Below are 17,188 nucleotides of genomic sequence, written 5' to 3'. Positions count from 1 at the left end.
CGCGGCTACGCCCGCCTGCGCCAGCGCGCGGCGTTGCGCGGGTAGCCGCCGTCGTCGAGGTCGGCCAGGCGTTCGAACGGGTTGTAGGACGCCTGGTCGCCGCAGACGGCCAGCGAGACCAGCATGGCCAGCAGGTAGAGCGGCAGCATGGGCAGCCCCGCGCACCACGCCCACTGGGTGGCGTGCCTGCCCTCGTGTCGCACCAGCCGGTCGCTGAGCGCGTCGCGCCTGGTCAGCACCACGTTCCCGACCGTGAACGCGCCCGCGACGGGGAACCGGTAGCGGTAGCCGTACGCGAGCACGAGCCCGTCGGGACCGGGTTGCCGGCGCGCCCCGCCCGCGGCGGCGATCAGCAGGCCGAGCGGCGTGGTGAGATTGACATAGTTCACCACGCGCCGGAACCGATAGCGCCTGTCCATACGTCTCAGTCTTGACCAATCTTGACAGGTCGGGATAATGGCCTGCGTCCTGAAATCTCCCACAAGAGCAGGATTATGAGATTAGCCATCCTGGGCGCTCTGCTGGGCACCGCGGCACTGGCCGGTGCGGGCGGAATCGCGATCACCCAGACGTCGACCACCGATCCCCTACGCCTCATCGAAACCCCTCCCGGCGCGCGACTGGCGTTGCTCCCCAGCACCGCCACCCCGAAACCCGAGGTCGGGCGCTACACCGCCAAGACGAAGATCGTCAAGAAGAAGGGCGTCTCCTACCTGGACGTCTCCATCAAGTACGGCGGCGCCGCCAGGTTCAGCGTCAAGCAGCGCGCCTGCAAGGGCAAGTCGTGCCGGACCACCACGGCCGAGCTCGCCGTGACCACCGGCGCGGGCCAGGTCCAGAAGAAGGTGGGCAAGGGCGCGTACAAGCTGCGCGGCAAGCCGAAGATCAAGGTCAAGCCGCTGCCGTGGCCCACCAAGACGGTCACGGCCACGCCCACGGCCACCGTCACCGCGTCGGCGCCGCCCCCGGAGGCCCCCACGGAGACGGTCACGGAGACTGCCACCGTCACCGTCACCGTCACGGTCACCGAGCCGGGGCCGACCGTCACCGTCACGGAGCCAGGCCCCACGGTGACGATCACCTGTCAGCCGGTCCCGGTGCCGCCCGTCACGCCGACGGCGACGGTGACGGGCCCGATGCCGCCCACGGTGACCTCCACCCCGCCCCCGACGATCACTCCCACGCCGACATCCACGCTGATCCCGCCGACGGACCAGCCCACCGACGTGCCGCCTCCGCCTGATCCGACGGACGTCCCGACGGACGTCCCGACCGGCCCTCTGCCGACCCCGACCCCGACCGGCCCCCCGCCCACCCTTCCGACGGACCCGGGGCCGGGCTGTCACACCCCGACCGAGCCGCCACCGCCGACCGTCTTCCCGACGGGCGAGCCGACCGTCCCTGAGCCCCCGGTCCAGTGACGCGGCGTCCCACCGGCTCCCGATCTCCAGGGGGCCGGTGGGACCGTCAGAGCTTCTTGTAGCGCCCCTCGTGGTACGTCAGCGCCTCGCCCTCACCCGGCATCCCCAGCGCTGTCACCGCCCCCACGATGATCGAATGGTCGCCGCCCGGGTGCACCGCGTCGGTCCGGCACTCCACCGTCGCCAGCGCCGCGTCGAACAGCGCGACCCCCGTCTCCCCCCGGTGGTGCCCCCACCGGGAGAGCTGCCCGTTCAACGGCCGCCCGCGATGGGCGAAGAAGCGCGAGGCGTCCTCCATGGAGGCCGGCAGCACCGAGACCGCCCACACCCCCGCCTCCAGCACCGCGTCATGGAAGCGCGCGACCTTCTCGGCGCAGAAGAGCACCAGCAGCGGCTCCAGCGACACGGACGTGAAGGAGTTGACGGTCATCGCGTAGTCGACGTCTCCGAGCCGGGTCGTGACGACCGTCACACCGGTGGCGAAACGCCCGACGACTTTCCGGTACGTTTGCCGATCTCCGTGCCGCTCTATGGACGCATGGTGCACGAAGGTTACTTTATGCCGCTACGACCGGCTGCTCTCCGGGTGGCCGTGCATCAACCACGAACCCCCTGATGAGGGCGACAGCAGGAACGCCGCGACCACGGCCGCGATCCCCCCGTAGAGATACACGTACCCGGGCGTGTTTCCCGAGATGACCAGATCGCCCGCGCCAAGCTTGAACGAGAACGCCATCGACACCAGCAGCCACCCCGCCGAGGTCACCGCGGAGCCCAGTCGGGTCCCCATCAGCCTGCCCGCCCCCAGGCTGAGGCCGAACAGGATGACCAGCCAGGCGATCGCCGTGACAGGCTGGCGCACGCCGTCGTGGGCATGGGTGAAGCCGCCCACCACGCCCATGACGACGCCCAGGACGAAGAGCATCCCGTAGGCGGCTCCGCCCAGCGCCGACTCGGCCTGGCTGCGTTGCTCCATATCGAGAGGTTAGTGGATGCCGGCGAACAGATCGTTCTCGCGGACGTGCGGCTCGCCGAGCCCTCCGGCCTCGATCGGCGGACCTGCCACGGCAGGTCCGCGTACGCCCTCGGCCAGCACGAAGTGCTCCACGCCGAGCACTTCCTGGCCGATGTCGTTGGACAGCGCGTACCACGGCTCCCTGACCGTGATCTGCGTGGCGTGGGCGCGCATGGCGGCGGCCTTGTGGCCGATCCAGGGGCGCGCGTCGATCTCGGTGGTGATCACGTCGTCGGGGCTACCGAACGGCATCTCGTCCACGTCCTCGACGATGAACCCGGACCCGGCCTCCCGCAGCGCCTCGTTGCTCCGGCGCATCACGGACCTGGCGCTGGCCGTGTAGTAGAGCTTGGCGATCCGCCACGGCTCGCCCGCGCCGAACGCCGGGTCGGCGGCCAGCTCCCACGCCCGCCGCGACACCCGGTGCGCCTGGATGTGGTCGGGATGCCCGTAATGGCCGTTCTCGTCGTACGTGACCAGCACCTGCGGCCTGACCTCGCGGACCACCTCGACCAGCGCGCCGGCGGCCTCGTCCAGGTCGGCCTGCCAGAACGCGGTGGGACGGTCGTTGGAGGCCACGCCCATCATGCCGGAGTCGCGCCAGCGGCCCGCCCCGCCGAGGAAGCGGTGGTCCTCGACGCCGAGCGCGGCGCAGGCGGCCGCCAGCTCGCCGATGCGGTGCGGCCCGAGCGCGTCGTCGCGGTCGGCTGCCAGGTGCGCGAGCTCCTCCGGGATGACCTCGCCCTCCTCCCCCAGCGTGCAGGTCACGAGCGTGACGTGGGCGCCTTCGGCGGCGTAGCGCGCCATGGTCGCGCCGGTGCCGATCGACTCGTCGTCGGGGTGTGCGTGCACCAGCAGCAGACGTCGGTCCATCATGGTCCGAAGCGTAACGGGCGCCTGGTTGCTGGCAGGATTGGGCCCATGAGTGAGAGCTTCCCGCGCCTGGCCGCCAGGACCCGCCGCTTCACCCTCGGAGTGCCCAGGGGCTTCACGATCTCCCCTGACGGCGGCAGGGTCGTGTTCCTGCGGACCAGGTCCGGCACCGACCCGGTGACCTGCCTGTGGGAGCTCGACACCGAGACGCACGTCGAGCGGCTGGTGGTCGATCCGCGCACGCTCGACGCCGACGAGGGCGACCTGCCTGCCGAGGAGCGCGCCCGGCGTGAGCGCAGCCGCGAGCAGGCCGGCGGCGTGGTCGCCTACTCGACCGACTCCGCGGTGACCAGGGCGGCGTTCGCGCTGGCCGGCGGGCTGTACGTGACCGAGCTGGCCGACGGGAGCACGCGCAGGCTCGACACGCCCGGCCTGGTGATCGATCCCCGCATCTCGCCCGACGGGCGGCATGTCGCGTACGTCACCGGCGGCGCCTTCCACGTGCACGACCTGACGTCCGGCGCCGACCGCGTCCTGGCGACGCCCGAGTCCCCGACCGTCACCTACGGCCTGGCCGAGTTCGTCGCCGCCGAGGAGATGGACCGGATGCGCGGCCACTGGTGGTCGCCGTCGAGCGACGCGCTCCTGGTCGAGCGGGCCGACGACGCGCCGGTCCGGACCTGGTACATCGCCGACCCGGCCAACCCCGACCGGCCCGCGACCGTCCAGCGCTACCCCGCCGCGGGCACGCCCAACGCCGTCACCGAGCTGTTCGTCCTGGGCCTCGACGGCTCCCGGGTCGCGGTGCCGTTCGAGCACGAATACCTGACCACCGCCTCCTGGGACTCCCACGCGCTGTCGATCGTGACGCTGTCGCGCGACCAGAAGACCATGCGCCTGCTCTCCGTCGACCCCGCGACCGGCGCGTCCACGCTGGTGCGCGAGGACACCGACCCGGCCTGGGTCGACATCGTCACCGGCGTGCCCGCCCACCTCGACGACGGCACGCTGGTCTGGGTCGCGTCCGCCGACGGCGGTCACCGGCTGTTCGTCGGCGACCGCGCCGTCACCCCGCCCACGCTCCAGGTGCGCGCCGTGCTCGACGTCGACCACGACAGCGTGCTGTTCAGCGCGAGCGGCGACCCCACCGAGATCCAGCTCTGGACCTGGGACGGCCACTCTCTGCTGCCCGTCTCCACCCGCTCCGGCGTGTTCTCCGGCCGGATGGCGGGCGGCGTCGGCGTGCTGTCGGAGCAGAGCCTCGACACCGAGGGCGTGGCCACCACCGTCGTCCGGCGCGACGGCGTGGCGATCCCGATCCCCTCCCACGCCGAGCGTCCCGGCCTCGACCTGCGCGTCTCGCTCGGCCGTTCCGGCCGCCGCGAGCTGTCCACCGCCGTGGTGCTGCCCTCGTGGCACGAGCCCGGCTCGCGGGCGCTGCCCGTCCTCATGGATCCGTACGGGGGTCCGCACGCGCAGCGCGTCCTCAACCGGCGCGGCGGCTACCTGGAGAGCCAGTGGTTCGCCGAGCAGGGGTTCGCCGTGGTGGTGGCCGACGGGCGGGGCACGCCGGGCCGCGGTCCGGCGTTCGAGCGGGCGGTGCTGAACGACCTGGCCACGCCCGCGCTCGACGACCAGATCGACGCCCTCCAGGGCGTGGCCGAGCAGTATCCCGACGACCTCGACCTGACGAAGGTGGCGATCCGGGGCTGGTCGTTCGGCGGGTTCCTGGCGGCGCTGGCGGTGCTGCGCAGGCCCGACGTGTTCCACGCCGCCGTGGCGGGGGCGCCGGTGACCGACTGGCGGCTGTACGACACCTGCTACACCGAGCGTTACCTGGGGGACCCGGCGGAGCAGCCGGACGTGTACGACAAGTCCTCGCTCTTCGGTGACGCGGCGAAGCTCGAACGGCCGTTGCTGCTCATCCACGGCCTGGCCGACGACAACGTGGTCGCGGCCCATACGCTGCGCCTGTCGTCGGCGCTGCTCGCGGCCGGGCGCCAGCACAGCGTGCTGCCGCTGTCGGGCGTCACGCACATGACGCCGCAGGAGGTCGTGGCCGAGAACATGATGCTGCTCCAGGTCGACTTCCTGAAGAAGGCGCTGCACCTGTGACCCAGGTCTGACAGACCACGGTCTGATTCGGCACCCGCCAGAACCAGACCGTGGTCCGATGTGCGGGGGGCGCCGCGTCCGCGATCGTGAACGTCATGTTCAAGCCCCTCCTGCTGGCGCTGGCCCTGGTCCTGCCCACCCCGCAACAGTCCCCCGCCCCCTCGCTCGCTTGGAGCCCGTGCCCCGGCGACAAGATCGGCATGGAGTGCGCCGACCTCCAGGTGCCCGTCGACTGGAGCAAGCCCGACGGCCGCCGCATCACGCTCAAACTGGGCCGCCTCAAGGCCACCGGCAGGTCCGAGGGCTCGGTCCTGATCTCCTACGGCGGCCCCGGCGGTCCCGGCATCGGCCTGACGCAGAGCCTGTCCTCGTGGTGGACGAAACTCCGCGCCCGCATGGACCTCGTCACCTGGGACACCCGCGGCTACGGCCGCCAGTTCGGCGGCCTCGCCACCGGCCTCGACTGCACCTGGACCCGCCTGCCGATCCCCGAGTTCCCGCGTGACGACGCCGGCTTCGGCCGCCTGTCCGACACCAACCGCGGGGCGGCCGAGGTGTGCCGCCACAACGACCCCGAGCTGTTCGCCCACATGAGCTCCGCCGACCACGCCCGCGACATGGAGGCGATCCGCAAGGCGCTCGGCGGCGACCGGCTCAACTACTACGGCGCCTCCTATTCCGGCATCTACGGCCAGGCCTACGCCCGCCTGTTCCCCGGCCAGGTCCGCACGATGGTCCTCGACGGCACCCTCAACCACAGCACCGCCGACTGGGGCGCCGAGGTGGCGGCCATGGCCGCCGACAACGAGCGGCACCTGCGGCGCTTCTTCACCTGGTGCGCCGCCTCCGGCGACTGCCGCGACGTCCCCGGCAAGTTCCGTTCCCTCGTCAGGCGGGCCGACCGCACCCCGGTCCGGGCCGCGGCCGGCGTCGCCTACACCGGCCGTGACCTGCGTTCCTTCGCGATCGGGCGGGCCCGGCAGGGCGAGCCGGGCTGGCCCGCCCTGGCCAAGGCCGTCCGCCGGGCCCACGCCGGTGACGCCTCCGGCTTCCTCCCCGAGCGCGGCGCCCGCTATCCCGACCAGAGCACCGGCGTGACCGAGTGCACCGACTGGCCGCGCCCCGCCTCCCGCGCGGAGCTCGACGCCACCGTCACCCGTGTGCGCCGCGCCGCCCCCACCGCCGGCGCCGCCAACACCCTCGCCGCCGGGTCGCTGGCCTGCATCGGCTGGCCCGCCCCGGTCACCAACCCGCCCGCCCCGCTCCCCAAGGGCCTCCCGCCGCTGCTGGGCGCCGGCGCGTGGGGCGAGTTCGACGCCGTCTCGCGCATCCTCGCCCAGGTGCCGGGCAGCGTCACGATCGCCCACGACGGTCCCGGCCACACCCTGTACGGCGCCAACGCCTGCGCCCGTGACCACATCGACCGCTACCTCACCGACGGGCGGCTCCCGTCCCAGGGCACGACGTGCTGACGACCCTCCCGGCCAAGTTTCGCAAACGGCGCAATATTACGAAATTGCGCCAATGCAACCCGTCCACAATCCTGGTGCAAAAGCACCAGGGCATGATCCGACCCGTGAGATTCAGGATTCTCGGACCGCTGCAAGTCCTGGGCGACGCGGGAGAGCTTGAGCTCGGCGGGGGCAGACAGCGCATCGTGCTCGCGATGCTGCTCCTTGAGGCCAACCAGGTGGTGCCGATCAGCCGGCTCGTGGAGGCCATCTGGGGCGAGTGCCCACCCGGCACCCCCCGCAACCAGGTGCAGATCCGGATCTCCCAGCTCCGCCGCACTCTCGGCGACACCGCTCAGCCCTACCAGACCGTGATCACCAAGCCGTCGGGCTACCTCATCCGCATCGCCCCCTCCGACCTGGACCTGACCGTCTTCGAACACCTCATCACCCAAGCCCAGACGCAACCCCGCGACCAGGCCGCCCGCACCCTGCGGGAGGCGCTCACCCTCTGGCGTGCCCCCGCCCTGGCCGACGTCGACAGCGACCTGGTGCGCAGCATCGCCCACGGCCTGGAGGAGCGCCGCCTGCTCGCCTTCGAGCGCTGCGTCGAGCTGGAGCTGGAGCTCGGCCACCACCTGCGGCTGATCGAGGAGCTCCGCGCCGTCACCCAGTCCCAGCCGCTGCGCGAACGCCCCCACGGCCACCTCATGCTCGCCCTCTACGGCGCGGGCCGCCAGGCCGAGGCCCTGGAGGTGTTCCGCTCCTACCGCACCTACCTGCTCGACACCCTCGGCCTCGAACCGGGTGAGGAGCTACGCCGCATCGAGCACGCCATCCTCAACCACGCCTCCCCCACCCCTCCGACCCCCCGCACCGACACCCCACCCCAGGAGCCGACCGGCCGCCCCCTGAACGGCCACCATCCCCGTGGCCGGCCCACCGCCCCGGACGATCCGTCCCCCGCGCCCTCCTCCGCAAGACCGGACGGCGGCCTGTTCTCCTCCCAGACATCCGGAGACGGCCCCGCCTCGTCCTCCCAGCGGGAGCGAGGCGGCCCCACATCCTCCTCCCAGGAGCAGGGCGGCCGAAGCCCCGCCGCCCAGAGGGAGCGGGGCGCTCCCGCCTCCCATAAGGAGCGGGGCGGCCCCGCCTCTCAAGAGCGGGGCGCTCCCAGCGCCTCCTTCCCGGCAGCGCCCGCCCGGGGAGGGGCGGCGGGACCATCGACGGGACCGGCCTCAGACGCAGCCGGGGCGGCAACGGCGGCCACCCCATCGCCCGGGCCGACGTCCCGGCCCACACCGGCGCCCGGATCGGCGTCACGACCGGCACCGGCGCCGAGGCCGGTGCCGCGTCAGCTTCCTCCGGTGCTGTCGCGGTTGTCGGGCCGGGAAGCGGAGCTGGCCCGGATCGAGGAGCTGCTGACCGAGCGGCACGGGACGACGCTGCCCGTGGTGGCGGTGCTGGGCAAGGCCGGGGTCGGCAAGTCGGAGCTCGCCCTGCACGCGGCCCACCGGCTCGCCGGCACCTACCCCGACGGCCAGCTCTACGTGGATCTCCAGTCCGGCGCGCTGCGGCCACAGGACGCGCTGGCCCGCTTCCTGCGCGCCCTGGGCCTGCCCGCCGTCCCCCGCACCCTGGAGGAGCGCTCAGCCCTGTTCCGCTCGACGGTGGCCGAACGCCGGGTGCTCGTCCTGCTCGACGACGCCGAGTCGATGCAGCAGACCGAGCCGCTCCTGCCCGGCGGGGCGTCCTGTGCCGTCCTGGTGACCAGCCGCCGCACGCTCGTCGGCCTGCCCGAGCGCCAGGTGATCCGGCTGGGCCTGCTCGACGGCCCGGACGCGGCCGAGCTCCTCACCCAGGACATCGGCGGCGGCTCGGCAGCCGACCCCGAGGCGATCCGCCTGCTGGTCGAGCAGTGCGGCGGCCACCCTCTCGCCCTCCGGATCGCCGGCACGAGCCTGGGCACCTGGCCGCACTCCGCCGTCCAGGACCTCGTCATGACGATCGGCGACCTGGACGTCAAGGCCGTCCTCGACGTCGGCTACCGCGCCCTCTCGCCCCAGGCCCAGGCCCTGTTCCGCCGCCTCGGCCTCATCAGCGGCCAGCAGATCAGCACCTGGCTGGCCCACGCCCTCATCTCCACCCCCGCTACCCGAACCCTCCACCGGGAGCTGACCACAGCACCCCACCCCGCCTTCCCCCGCCCCATCCACTCCCCATCCGCCGCCCTGGCCGAATCGGCGCGGACGGACAGCACGAGGCGGGACATGGTCGACGATCCCGTGATCTCGGGCACCCTCACCCCGCCGTCCCCCTCACCGTCCGGCGCCGCGGCGGTGCTGGAGCGGGCGTTCCAGGAGCTGGTGGACGCGGCGCTGCTGCGGCGGCGGGGCGACCACTACGTGTGGCACGACCTGGTCAGGCTGTTCGCCGCCAAACACGCGTTCGCGGAGGACCCCCGGGAGATCCGCACCGCAGTGCTCGAACATGCGAGTGCGACCCTGCTGGCCCTGGTGGAGCAGGCGCACCGGCGCCACTACAGCGGCCACTTCACCGTGCTGCGCGGCCTGGTGAACCTGCCGCCGATCGACGGGTCACGACTGTTCGGGGACGAGCCGCTCGCCTGGCTCGACTCCGAGCTGCCGGTGCTGATCCGCGCCGTGCGGCAGGCGGCCGACCACGGACTGGCCGAGCTGGCCTGGAGCCTGGCCATGACGGCGGTGACGCTGTTCGAGACCTACGGCTACTTCGACGACTGGCGGGCCGTCTCCGAGACCGCGCTCGCCGCCTGCCGCGCCGCGGGCAACGCGCGTGGGGAGGGCGCGATGCTGTTCTCGCTCAGCTCGCTGGCCATCTTCCAGCAGCGCTACGACGACGCCGCTCCCCTGGTCGGCTTGGCGCTGGCCATCTTCGAGAAGATCGGCGAAGATCACGGCCGGGCGCTGGCCCTGCGCAACGCCGCGCTGCTGGACCGGGCCGCCGGTGACCTCGACAGCGCCCTGCACCGCTACACCGAGGCCCGGCGCCTGCTGCGCGCCGTCGGCGACCGGGCGGCGGAGGCGTACGTGCTGTCGAACATGGCCCTCATCCACGGCGAATGCGGGCGGCTGGACGAGGCAGACCCGCTGCTCAGGGAGGCGCTGACCTTCTACACCCAGGAGGGCGTGCGGCGGGGCGAGGCTCAGGCGCTGATGCGGCTGGCGGAGTTGTCGCTGCGCCGTGGCCGTTCCGAGCCGGCGCTGGAGGCGTACGAGAAGGCCAAGGGGATCGTCCGTGAGGCGCATGACCGCATCGGGGAGGCGTACGTGCTGCAGGGGCTCGGGGAGGCGCACTTGAAGCTGGGGCGGGCGGCGGACGCCGAGCGCACGTTGCGCGAGGCCCTCGACGTCGCCGCCGAGGTCGGCGACCGGCTCATCCAGGGCCGCGCCCGCCTGGCCCTGGGCACGCTCCTGCTGGAGAGCGGCCGCCCCGGCGCGACGCTGGAGCTGGAGCGGGCACAGGCGCTGTTCGCCGAAATCCACGCCGAGCCCTTACGCGCCAAGGCCGCCGCAGCCTTGTCCCGCAGCCACTGACCCCACACACCAGACCCCACACACCCGGCCCACACGCCCTGGCCCACACGCCCTGGCCCGCGCACCCCCACACCCGACCCACACGCCCGGACCCACGCACCCCCGGAGCTCACACATGCCCACCGGAGCCCGCCGTCCCCCGACCCGGCTCCTCATCCCCAGGCGGCGTGCGGCCCCCACGGTGTGCCCCACCGCGCCCACCCTCGCGACGCCCCCTCGGGCACTCACCCCCGGTGCCCGCCGCCCCTGCGACGCCCCCTCGGCACCCACCGCTGCCCAGCGCCCCTCCACGCCCCCTACGGCGCACGCGCGGGCGCTCGCCCCCGGTGCCCGCCGCACCCCTACGACGCGCCCTCGGCACTCACCCCGCCCTGGTGCCCGCCGCACCCCCTGCGACGCCCCCTCGGGCACTCACCCCCGGTGCCCGCCGCGCCCTGCGACTCCCCCTGGACACTCGCCGCCCGCCTGCCTCGCTGCCCCCGGAGTCTCCTGCGGGCGCTTCTTCCGAGCGCCCCACTCCACCGGCCGGCGTGGCCGCTGGCCGGTGGAGTGGCGGCGGAGCTCTACGTGCCCCACCGTGCCCGCTGGCCGGCGCGGTGGGGGGCGGAGCTTTACGTGCCCCGGCGTGCCCGCTGTCGCCAGCGGGCTCATCCCCTGTTGCGTGGCGGGCGGGGCCGGGGTCCCGGCCCCGCGTCACCGCCACCCCGGGCGCGTCCCCCGCGCGCCGGGTGTGGCAGCCGCTGGTACGGCGTGGCACCGGCTCTGGTCCCCGTGTCGCGCTGTGGCGACTGCTCCAGAGCCGCACGCCGGCCAGCGGCTGCCGCGTCCTTCCGTCAGATGGTCCATGGGATGTCGCAGTCGATCTTCGGGTTCGTCTCGCACAGGCGAGGCGGGTCCGGGACCGGTCCGTCGGCGGTGATGCCGGCGGGGCCGGTGACCCCGGTGAAGGCCGTTGCCGCTATCCCCAGGATGACTAGCCACTTGCGCATGTCTGCCCCCGTCATTCGTCGGATCGACGGCGCCGACGGTAGCGAGGGCCGCTTTGGTTTCGCTTTATCGCTGGTCAGGAGCGGGTGGTGGTGGTCGGGGTGCCGTGCCAGCTCTGCCACAGCGCCGCGTAGGAGCCGCCTTCGGCGACGAGCTCGTCGTGGGAGCCGAGCTCGCTGATGCGGCCGTCCTCGACGACGGCGACCCGGTCGGCGTCGTGGGCGGTGTAGAGGCGGTGGGCGATGGCGATGACGGTGCGGCCGTCGAGGACGGCCGCGAGGGAGCGTTCGAGGTGCCGGGCGGCGCGCGGGTCGATGAGCGAGGTGGCCTCGTCCAGGACGAGCGTGTGCGGGTCGGCGAGCACGAGGCGGGCCAGCGCGAGCTGCTGGGCGTGGGCCGGGGAGACGTCGAGGCCGCCGGAGCCGACGACGGTGTCGAGGCCGTCGGGCAGGGCGAGCACCCAGTCGAGCGCGTCGACGGCCGCGAGCGCGTCGCGTACGGCGTCGTCGTCGGCCTCGGGCCGGGCGATCAGCAGGTTGTCGCGCAGCGTGCCCTTGAAGACGTGGTGCTCCTGGGTGACGAGCGCGACGTGGCCGCGCAGGTCGTCCAGGGGCAGGTCGACGAGCGGCACGCCGCCGACGGTGACGGCGCCGGTGCGGGGGCCGTGGATGCCGGCGAGCAGCCGGCCGAGGGTGGACTTGCCGGCGCCGGACGGGCCGACCATCGCCAGCCGTTCGCCGGGCCGCACGGTCAGCGACACGCCGTGGAGCACGTCGCGGCCGGGCCGGTAGGCGTAGCGGACGTCGTCGGCTTCCAGCAGTTCGCCGGTGGGGCGGGCGTCGCTGGGCTGCCGGTCGTCGGGCACGTTGGCGACGCCGAGCAGCCGCGCCATGGCGGCCCCGCCGACCTGGAGCTCGTCGATCCACATGAGGAACCGGTCGAGCGGGTCGATGAGCTGCTGGGCGTAGAGGGTGGCGGCGGTGACCTGGGCGAGCGTGACCCAGCCCGAGCTGTAGAAGAGGCCGCCGCACAGCAGCGCGGCCACGACGGGGACGACGTAGCCGAGCTCGACGGAGGGGAACCAGATGACGCGCAGGCGCAGCGTGTAGCGTTCGGCGGCGAAGGAGCGGCTGATGTCGCGGTCTGTGCGTTCGCGGCGGCGTTGCTGGAGGCCGAGGGCCTCGATGGCACGGGCGCCCTCGACGGTTTCGGCCAGCCCTTCGGTCATGTCGGCATATGCGGCGTTCTCCCGCAGGTAGCCGTCACGGGCCCGCTTCAGGTACCAGCGGGTGCTGAAGTAGAGGAGCGGCGCCGCGACCAGCATGGGCAGCATGAGCAGCGGCCCGACGAGCAGCATCGCGCCGATGGTGATCGTGAACGTGACGACCGCGATCAACGTCTCGGGCACGGCGTGCCGTACGGTCCTGGACAGGGAGTCGACGTCACGGGACGTACGGGTGAGCAGGTCGCCGGCGCCGGCCCGTTCGACCGTGGAGAGCGGCAGCGCGAGCACCTGGTCGACGAACTCCTCGCGCAGCTCGGCCAGGACCTTCTCGCCGAGCTTGGACGAGGCGAGCACGGCGTAGCGCACCAGCGTCCCCTGCAGCAGCAGGAATCCGGCGATGCCGGCGGCGACCAGGAACGCGTTGACCTCGGCGCCCGTCTCGACGTCACGTACGAGATTGCCGAGCAGCCACGGCACGGCCAGGCCCGCGACGGCGGCGAGCCCGTGCAGGCCGAGCGCGCCGGCGAGCTGGCGCGGGTACTTCAGCGTGAGCCGCCGCGCGTAGGCGCGCACCTGTTTCTGATCGGCGACGGGCAGGATCTCGCGGGCCATCTCGTCAGTCCTCCCCTCGGGTGACGGTCGCGGCGTAGGCGGGCGCGGTGGCCAGCAGGTCGCGGTGGGCTCCTTCGGCTCGTACGCGACCGTCCTCGACGTAGAAGACGTGGTCGGTACGGTCGAGCACGAGCGGGCTGGTGGTGCAGATGAGCGTGGTCTTGCCGGCGCGGGCGTCGGCGAGACGCTGGGCGATGCGGGCCTCGCTATGGGCGTCGACGGCGCTGGTCGGCTCGACGAGGATCAGCACCTCCGGGTCGGCAATCAGCGCGCGGGCGAGCCGGAGCCGCTGCTGCTGACCGCCGGAGAACTCGCGCCCGGCCTCGGCCACCTCGGCGTCGAGCCCGTCGGGCAGCGCCTCGACGATGTCCTCGGCGCAGGCGTCGTGGAGGGCCTGGCGGACGCGTTCGGCGGAGGCGCCGCCGCGTACGTCGAGCTCGTCGCGCAGCGGGCCGGTGAACAGGCGGGCGCCGTTGTCGGCGACCAGGATGCGCTCACGTACCTCGTCGAGGGGCAGCGTGGCGAGCTCGGCGGGGCCGAAGGTGACGTCGCCGTCGGAGTAGCGGCCGAGGCGGTCGGCGATGGCGGCGGCGTCCTCGGGGCTGCTCGCGGCCAGCGCGGTCAGCCTGCCGGGCTGTACGGTGACGCCGCTGTAGGAGTCGCGCAGCACGCCGCCCGCGCTGGCGCCGGAGCCGCCGGTCACCTCGGGTTCGATCGACAGGATGCGCACCACGCGGCGGGCGGCGACGTGGCCCTTGGTCAGCTTGTCTGCCGCCTCGGTGAGCGTGCGCATCGGCCCGATGAGGAACACCGCGTAGGTGTAGAAGGCGACGAGCTGGCCGACGGAGATCTGGCCGGACAGCGCGAAGGACGCGCCGACGCCGGTGACGAGCGCGATGAGCAGGCCGGGCAGCAGGATCTGGGCGCCTTCGAGCAGCGACTCGACGCGTGCGACGGAGACGCCGGCGTGGCGCGCCCGCTGTGACTCCTCGCGGTAGCGCTCGGCGAACACCCGCTCGCCGCCGATGCCGCGCAGCACCCGCAGCCCGGCCACGATGTCGGCCGCCCGGGTGGACAGGTCGCCGGTCAGGTCGCGCTGCCGGTGCTGCCGCCTGTGCAGGGGCTTGAGCAGCGGCGCGACGGCGCCCGCCATAACGGGCACGCCGACCAGCACGAGCAGGCCGAGCGGCAGCGAGGTGGAGATGAGGATCACCGTCACGGTGACGATCGCCACGACGGCGCCGGTGCCGCGCAGCAGGATGTCCATGGAGCTGCCGATGTGCGCGATGTCGGAGTTGCCGACGCTGACCACCTCGCCGGTCGACAGCCGCTTGGGCAGGGTGGCGCCGAGCCTGGCCGCCTGCCGGGTGGTGAGCTGGACGGTGCGGTAGGCGGCGGCCAGCCAGTTGTAGACGGCGAACCGGTGCCGCATGATCCCGCTGAACGCCTGCACCAGCCCGAGCGCCAGCAGCACTCCCGACCAGGTCAGCAGCGCGCGGGTGTCCTTGGCCGTGACGGCGTCGATGCCCTTGCCGAGCACGGCGGGCACGAGCGACTGCACGAGCCACCACAGCGTGGCGAACCCGATGCCGGCCAGCAGCTGACGGCCCTGGCGACGGGCGTTCCACCAGAGGTAGCGCAGCGGGCTTCGGATGTCGGGCACGCCGGGATCGGCTTCGGGAAGGGAGCGCATAGCCTGTCAAGGTTGACAAAGTCGTTGCCGCTCCAGCAATCCATTTTTCCAGGGCTGACGCGCGCCCGGGAGTGCGCCAGAATCGTTGGCTGTGGAGCACGGCTACACCAACAGCACGGTCGGAGACGGCGCCCTGGTCGTCAAGTGTTACCAGGGTCCCGACGCGCGGATCAGGCTCGGGACGGAGAGCCGGTTCCTGCGGCGGCTGCGCGGGCGGCTGCCGGTGCCGCGCCTGCATTCCGTCACCGAGACGAGCCTGAGCATGCAGTTCGTGCCGGGTGCGCACGGCCAGGACCTGCTCGACGAGGGCCAGGCGGCGGAGGTGCTGGCGGAGTGCGGGCGCACGCTGGCGCGGCTGCACCGGCTGGGCCTGGTGCACGGCGACTACGGGCCGCAGAACATGCTGTTCGACCCGGCGACGTTCGAGACGGCGGCGATCCTCGACTGGGAGTGGGCGCATCCCGGCCGCCCGGTGGAGGATCTGGCGTGGTGTGAGTGGATTGTCCGATCGCATCACCCGGAGCACGTGCCGCACCTGCGTCACTTCTTCGACGCCTACGGCGGACCCGTGCCGCCGTGGCCCGACCGGCACGCGTACATGCTGGCCCGCTGCCGGTCACTGCTCGACTTCACCGCCCGCTGGGAACCGGGCGGCGAGGGCGAGAAACTCTGGCGCCACCGCATCGAGACCACCAGCGCCTGGACATTCGCCTGACGCTGCGTATCTGACTCAATGTCCTGAATACATCCTGGCGAGGTCCACGAGCTCGACATCGTGCCGGCCCTCGGCGGCGCGCAGCAGTTCGCCGCTGAAACCGGATCGCGCGAACAGCAGCAGCTTGGGCGGGCCGTCGACGCGCGCGTCAGGGAGCAGGGCGCGTAGGTGCTCGAGCCGCTGAAGCTGGGGCACGTCCATGGGCGCGAGCGTGCTCTTCGCCTCGCCGATGGCGATGACGCGATCGGACGCGAACGAGTTCGTCTCGCTGACGACCAGGTCCAGCTCGTGTCCACGGCGATGCTGCGGGCAGGCGATCTCGCTGGGGCGCACCGCCGTCGCGAAGCCGCCGAGCGTGTCCTGCGACGCGTGTCGGAAGCACCATTCCCGGGCCAGGTCCTCGAAATGGGGGCCGTAGATCTTGGCTGCCACGGTGTCGGCGTTCGACTGCCAGACGCGCTCCGCCTGACCGATGACCAGCTGGGGCTCGTGTCGTTGCGTGATGAGGTTGTGCAACCGTACGACCGGCTCGGCGATCCGGAACACGCTGCGCTTGGCACGCAGGGCGTCATCGATCCGTTCCAGCAGCCCGATGTCGGTCAACCCGGACAGCAGATGCGCGATGGCGGCGGCGGGCCGGCCCATCGCGGCCGCGATCTCACCACGGCGGTGGTTGCCGGCGCTGATGGCGGCCAGCGTGGCGGCGTAGGAGGTGGGGTCCGAGATGGAGGGCTCCTCACGGAGCACCAGCCCGCCCTCGCGGAACATCGCCGACGCGGGATTCAGCAGCCGTCGCCCCACCCACTGGTCGAACCCGGCGAGGTCGGCAGGTCCCGATCCGGCGCACATCTCCAGATAGGCGGGCGTGCCGCCGACGAGCGCGTTCACCCTGAACGCCAGCTCCGGGTCGTGTTGGAGCCCCCAGAACGCGCTCGCGTCGCGGAACCCGAAAGGCTTTACCACCAGTTCGAGCACCGCACGCCCCCGGAGCGGGGCTCCGCCGCCGAGCAGCTGGGCCATGGTGGTGAGAGCGCTGCCGCACAGGATCAGTCGGGTGGACGTGCGCTCCCGTGCATGGCCGAGCGGGCTCAGGGCCTGCTGGAGGTAGGAGGGCAGGGCCGGTGTGGCAGACACGAGGTAGGGGAACTCGTCGATGATCACGGGCACCGCCCGCTCTTCCCCGAGGCGAAGGAGCTCGTCCAGCGCCTCACGCCAGTTCGTGAAGACGACCGGTTGCCTGAGGTTGCGATGTTCGGCGTAGGCGGCGCCGAGGTCGGCGAGGTTCTGCGCCTCGCTCTGCTGGGTTGCGCCGAAGAGCATGCCGCCCGTCTCCCGCGCCAGCAGCTCGAGCATGAGCGTCTTTCCTTGCCTGCGACGTCCGTAGACCAGGCCCAAGGTGGCACCAGGGGACGGCGCCGCGACGAAGTCGGCCAGCTCCTCCCACTCGGAGTCCCGGCCGTACAGCCGCTTGGGCTTCTTGAGGCTCATAGGATTATCATAGCTGGA

Annotated in this window: 13 protein-coding genes; 5 read left to right on the top strand and 8 right to left on the bottom strand. The window is 72.8% G+C overall.

Annotated features, from left to right (window positions below):
* Positions 1 to 5: 5 nt before the first annotated feature.
* On the bottom strand, positions 6 to 419 hold the full coding sequence (locus ACBI99_RS28965; protein WP_219504737.1) for a hypothetical protein: 414 nt from the start codon (positions 417 to 419) through the stop codon (positions 6 to 8).
* 75 nt (positions 420 to 494) lie between these two features.
* On the opposite strand from ACBI99_RS28965, the gene ACBI99_RS28960 reads away from it, so the two are divergent.
* Positions 495 to 1,421 carry a hypothetical protein gene (locus ACBI99_RS28960; protein ID WP_375073954.1) on the top strand — a complete coding sequence of 309 codons (927 nt, stop codon included), beginning with the start codon at positions 495 to 497 and terminating at the stop codon, positions 1,419 to 1,421.
* Between the two features lie 46 nt (positions 1,422 to 1,467).
* Here ACBI99_RS28960 and ACBI99_RS28955 read toward each other — a convergent pair whose 3' ends face one another.
* The 3 genes from ACBI99_RS28955 to mshB are packed head-to-tail and all read right to left on the bottom strand — an operon-like array spanning position 1,468 to position 3,312.
* Positions 1,468 to 1,968, bottom strand: a complete 501-nt coding sequence (locus ACBI99_RS28955) for a flavin reductase family protein (RefSeq protein WP_219504733.1) — start codon at positions 1,966 to 1,968, stop codon at positions 1,468 to 1,470.
* A gap of 18 nt (positions 1,969 to 1,986) precedes the next feature.
* Positions 1,987 to 2,397 carry a DUF6113 family protein gene (locus ACBI99_RS28950; RefSeq protein WP_364176691.1) on the bottom strand — a complete coding sequence of 137 codons (411 nt, stop codon included), beginning with the start codon at positions 2,395 to 2,397 and terminating at the stop codon, positions 1,987 to 1,989.
* 9 nt (positions 2,398 to 2,406) lie between these two features.
* Entirely contained in the window at positions 2,407 to 3,312 is a 906-nt protein-coding gene (mshB, locus tag ACBI99_RS28945; protein WP_219504729.1) for an N-acetyl-1-D-myo-inositol-2-amino-2-deoxy-alpha-D-glucopyranoside deacetylase, read from the bottom strand.
* 45 nt (positions 3,313 to 3,357) lie between these two features.
* Here mshB and ACBI99_RS28940 point away from each other — a divergent pair, with 45 nt between their 5' ends.
* From ACBI99_RS28940 to ACBI99_RS28930, 3 genes are all read left to right on the top strand, one after another.
* Positions 3,358 to 5,424: a S9 family peptidase gene (locus ACBI99_RS28940; protein WP_219504726.1), complete on the top strand. Its 2,067-nt coding sequence runs from the start codon at positions 3,358 to 3,360 to the stop codon at positions 5,422 to 5,424.
* A 95-nt stretch (positions 5,425 to 5,519) separates the two neighbouring features.
* On the top strand, positions 5,520 to 6,896 hold the full coding sequence (locus ACBI99_RS28935; RefSeq protein WP_375073953.1) for an alpha/beta fold hydrolase: 1,377 nt from the start codon (positions 5,520 to 5,522) through the stop codon (positions 6,894 to 6,896).
* Between the two features lie 104 nt (positions 6,897 to 7,000).
* Positions 7,001 to 10,450, top strand: a complete 3,450-nt coding sequence (locus ACBI99_RS28930) for a BTAD domain-containing putative transcriptional regulator (protein ID WP_375073952.1) — start codon at positions 7,001 to 7,003, stop codon at positions 10,448 to 10,450.
* Between the two features lie 833 nt (positions 10,451 to 11,283).
* On the opposite strand, the gene ACBI99_RS28925 is transcribed toward ACBI99_RS28930, so the two are convergent.
* The 3 genes from ACBI99_RS28925 to ACBI99_RS28915 form a co-directional block, all read right to left on the bottom strand.
* Positions 11,284 to 11,439, bottom strand: coding sequence for a hypothetical protein (locus ACBI99_RS28925; RefSeq protein WP_219511524.1), 156 nt, complete (start codon positions 11,437 to 11,439; stop codon positions 11,284 to 11,286).
* Positions 11,440 to 11,513: 74 nt separating this feature from the next.
* Positions 11,514 to 13,274, bottom strand: coding sequence for an ABC transporter ATP-binding protein (locus ACBI99_RS28920; RefSeq protein ID WP_375073951.1), 1,761 nt, complete (start codon positions 13,272 to 13,274; stop codon positions 11,514 to 11,516).
* A gap of 4 nt (positions 13,275 to 13,278) precedes the next feature.
* Positions 13,279 to 14,937, bottom strand: coding sequence for an ABC transporter ATP-binding protein (locus tag ACBI99_RS28915; RefSeq protein WP_308126071.1), 1,659 nt, complete (start codon positions 14,935 to 14,937; stop codon positions 13,279 to 13,281).
* 121 nt (positions 14,938 to 15,058) lie between these two features.
* On the opposite strand from ACBI99_RS28915, the gene ACBI99_RS28910 reads away from it, so the two are divergent.
* Positions 15,059 to 15,682, top strand: a complete 624-nt coding sequence (locus ACBI99_RS28910; RefSeq protein ID WP_219511517.1) for a phosphotransferase — start codon at positions 15,059 to 15,061, stop codon at positions 15,680 to 15,682.
* A 15-nt stretch (positions 15,683 to 15,697) separates the two neighbouring features.
* On the opposite strand, the gene ACBI99_RS28905 is transcribed toward ACBI99_RS28910, so the two are convergent.
* Positions 15,698 to 17,170, bottom strand: a complete 1,473-nt coding sequence (locus tag ACBI99_RS28905; RefSeq protein ID WP_375073950.1) for an ATP-binding protein — start codon at positions 17,168 to 17,170, stop codon at positions 15,698 to 15,700.
* Positions 17,171 to 17,188 lie beyond the last annotated feature (18 nt).

Source organism: Nonomuraea sp. ATR24 (assembly GCF_041950485.1).
GTDB classification, from domain to species: Bacteria; Actinomycetota; Actinomycetes; order Streptosporangiales; family Streptosporangiaceae; genus Nonomuraea; species Nonomuraea ceibae.
This window is presented reverse-complemented; position numbering and strand designations above follow the sequence as displayed.

Excerpts from the sequence above, each read along its gene's own strand:
- ACBI99_RS28950 (WP_364176691.1), bottom strand. The coding sequence starts at position 2,397 with ATGGAGCAACGCAGCCAGGCCGAGTCGGCGCTGGGCGGAGCCGCCTAC.
- ACBI99_RS28940 (WP_219504726.1), top strand. The coding sequence starts at position 3,358 with ATGAGTGAGAGCTTCCCGCGCCTGGCCGCCAGGACCCGCCGCTTCACC.
- ACBI99_RS28925 (WP_219511524.1), bottom strand. The coding sequence starts at position 11,439 with ATGCGCAAGTGGCTAGTCATCCTGGGGATAGCGGCAACGGCCTTCACC.
- ACBI99_RS28920 (WP_375073951.1), bottom strand. The coding sequence starts at position 13,274 with ATGGCCCGCGAGATCCTGCCCGTCGCCGATCAGAAACAGGTGCGCGCC.
- ACBI99_RS28935 (WP_375073953.1), top strand. The coding sequence starts at position 5,520 with ATGTTCAAGCCCCTCCTGCTGGCGCTGGCCCTGGTCCTGCCCACCCCG.
- mshB (WP_219504729.1), bottom strand. The coding sequence starts at position 3,312 with ATGATGGACCGACGTCTGCTGCTGGTGCACGCACACCCCGACGACGAG.
- ACBI99_RS28905 (WP_375073950.1), bottom strand. The coding sequence starts at position 17,170 with ATGAGCCTCAAGAAGCCCAAGCGGCTGTACGGCCGGGACTCCGAGTGG.
- ACBI99_RS28965 (WP_219504737.1), bottom strand. The coding sequence starts at position 419 with ATGGACAGGCGCTATCGGTTCCGGCGCGTGGTGAACTATGTCAATCTC.
- ACBI99_RS28960 (WP_375073954.1), top strand. The coding sequence starts at position 495 with ATGAGATTAGCCATCCTGGGCGCTCTGCTGGGCACCGCGGCACTGGCC.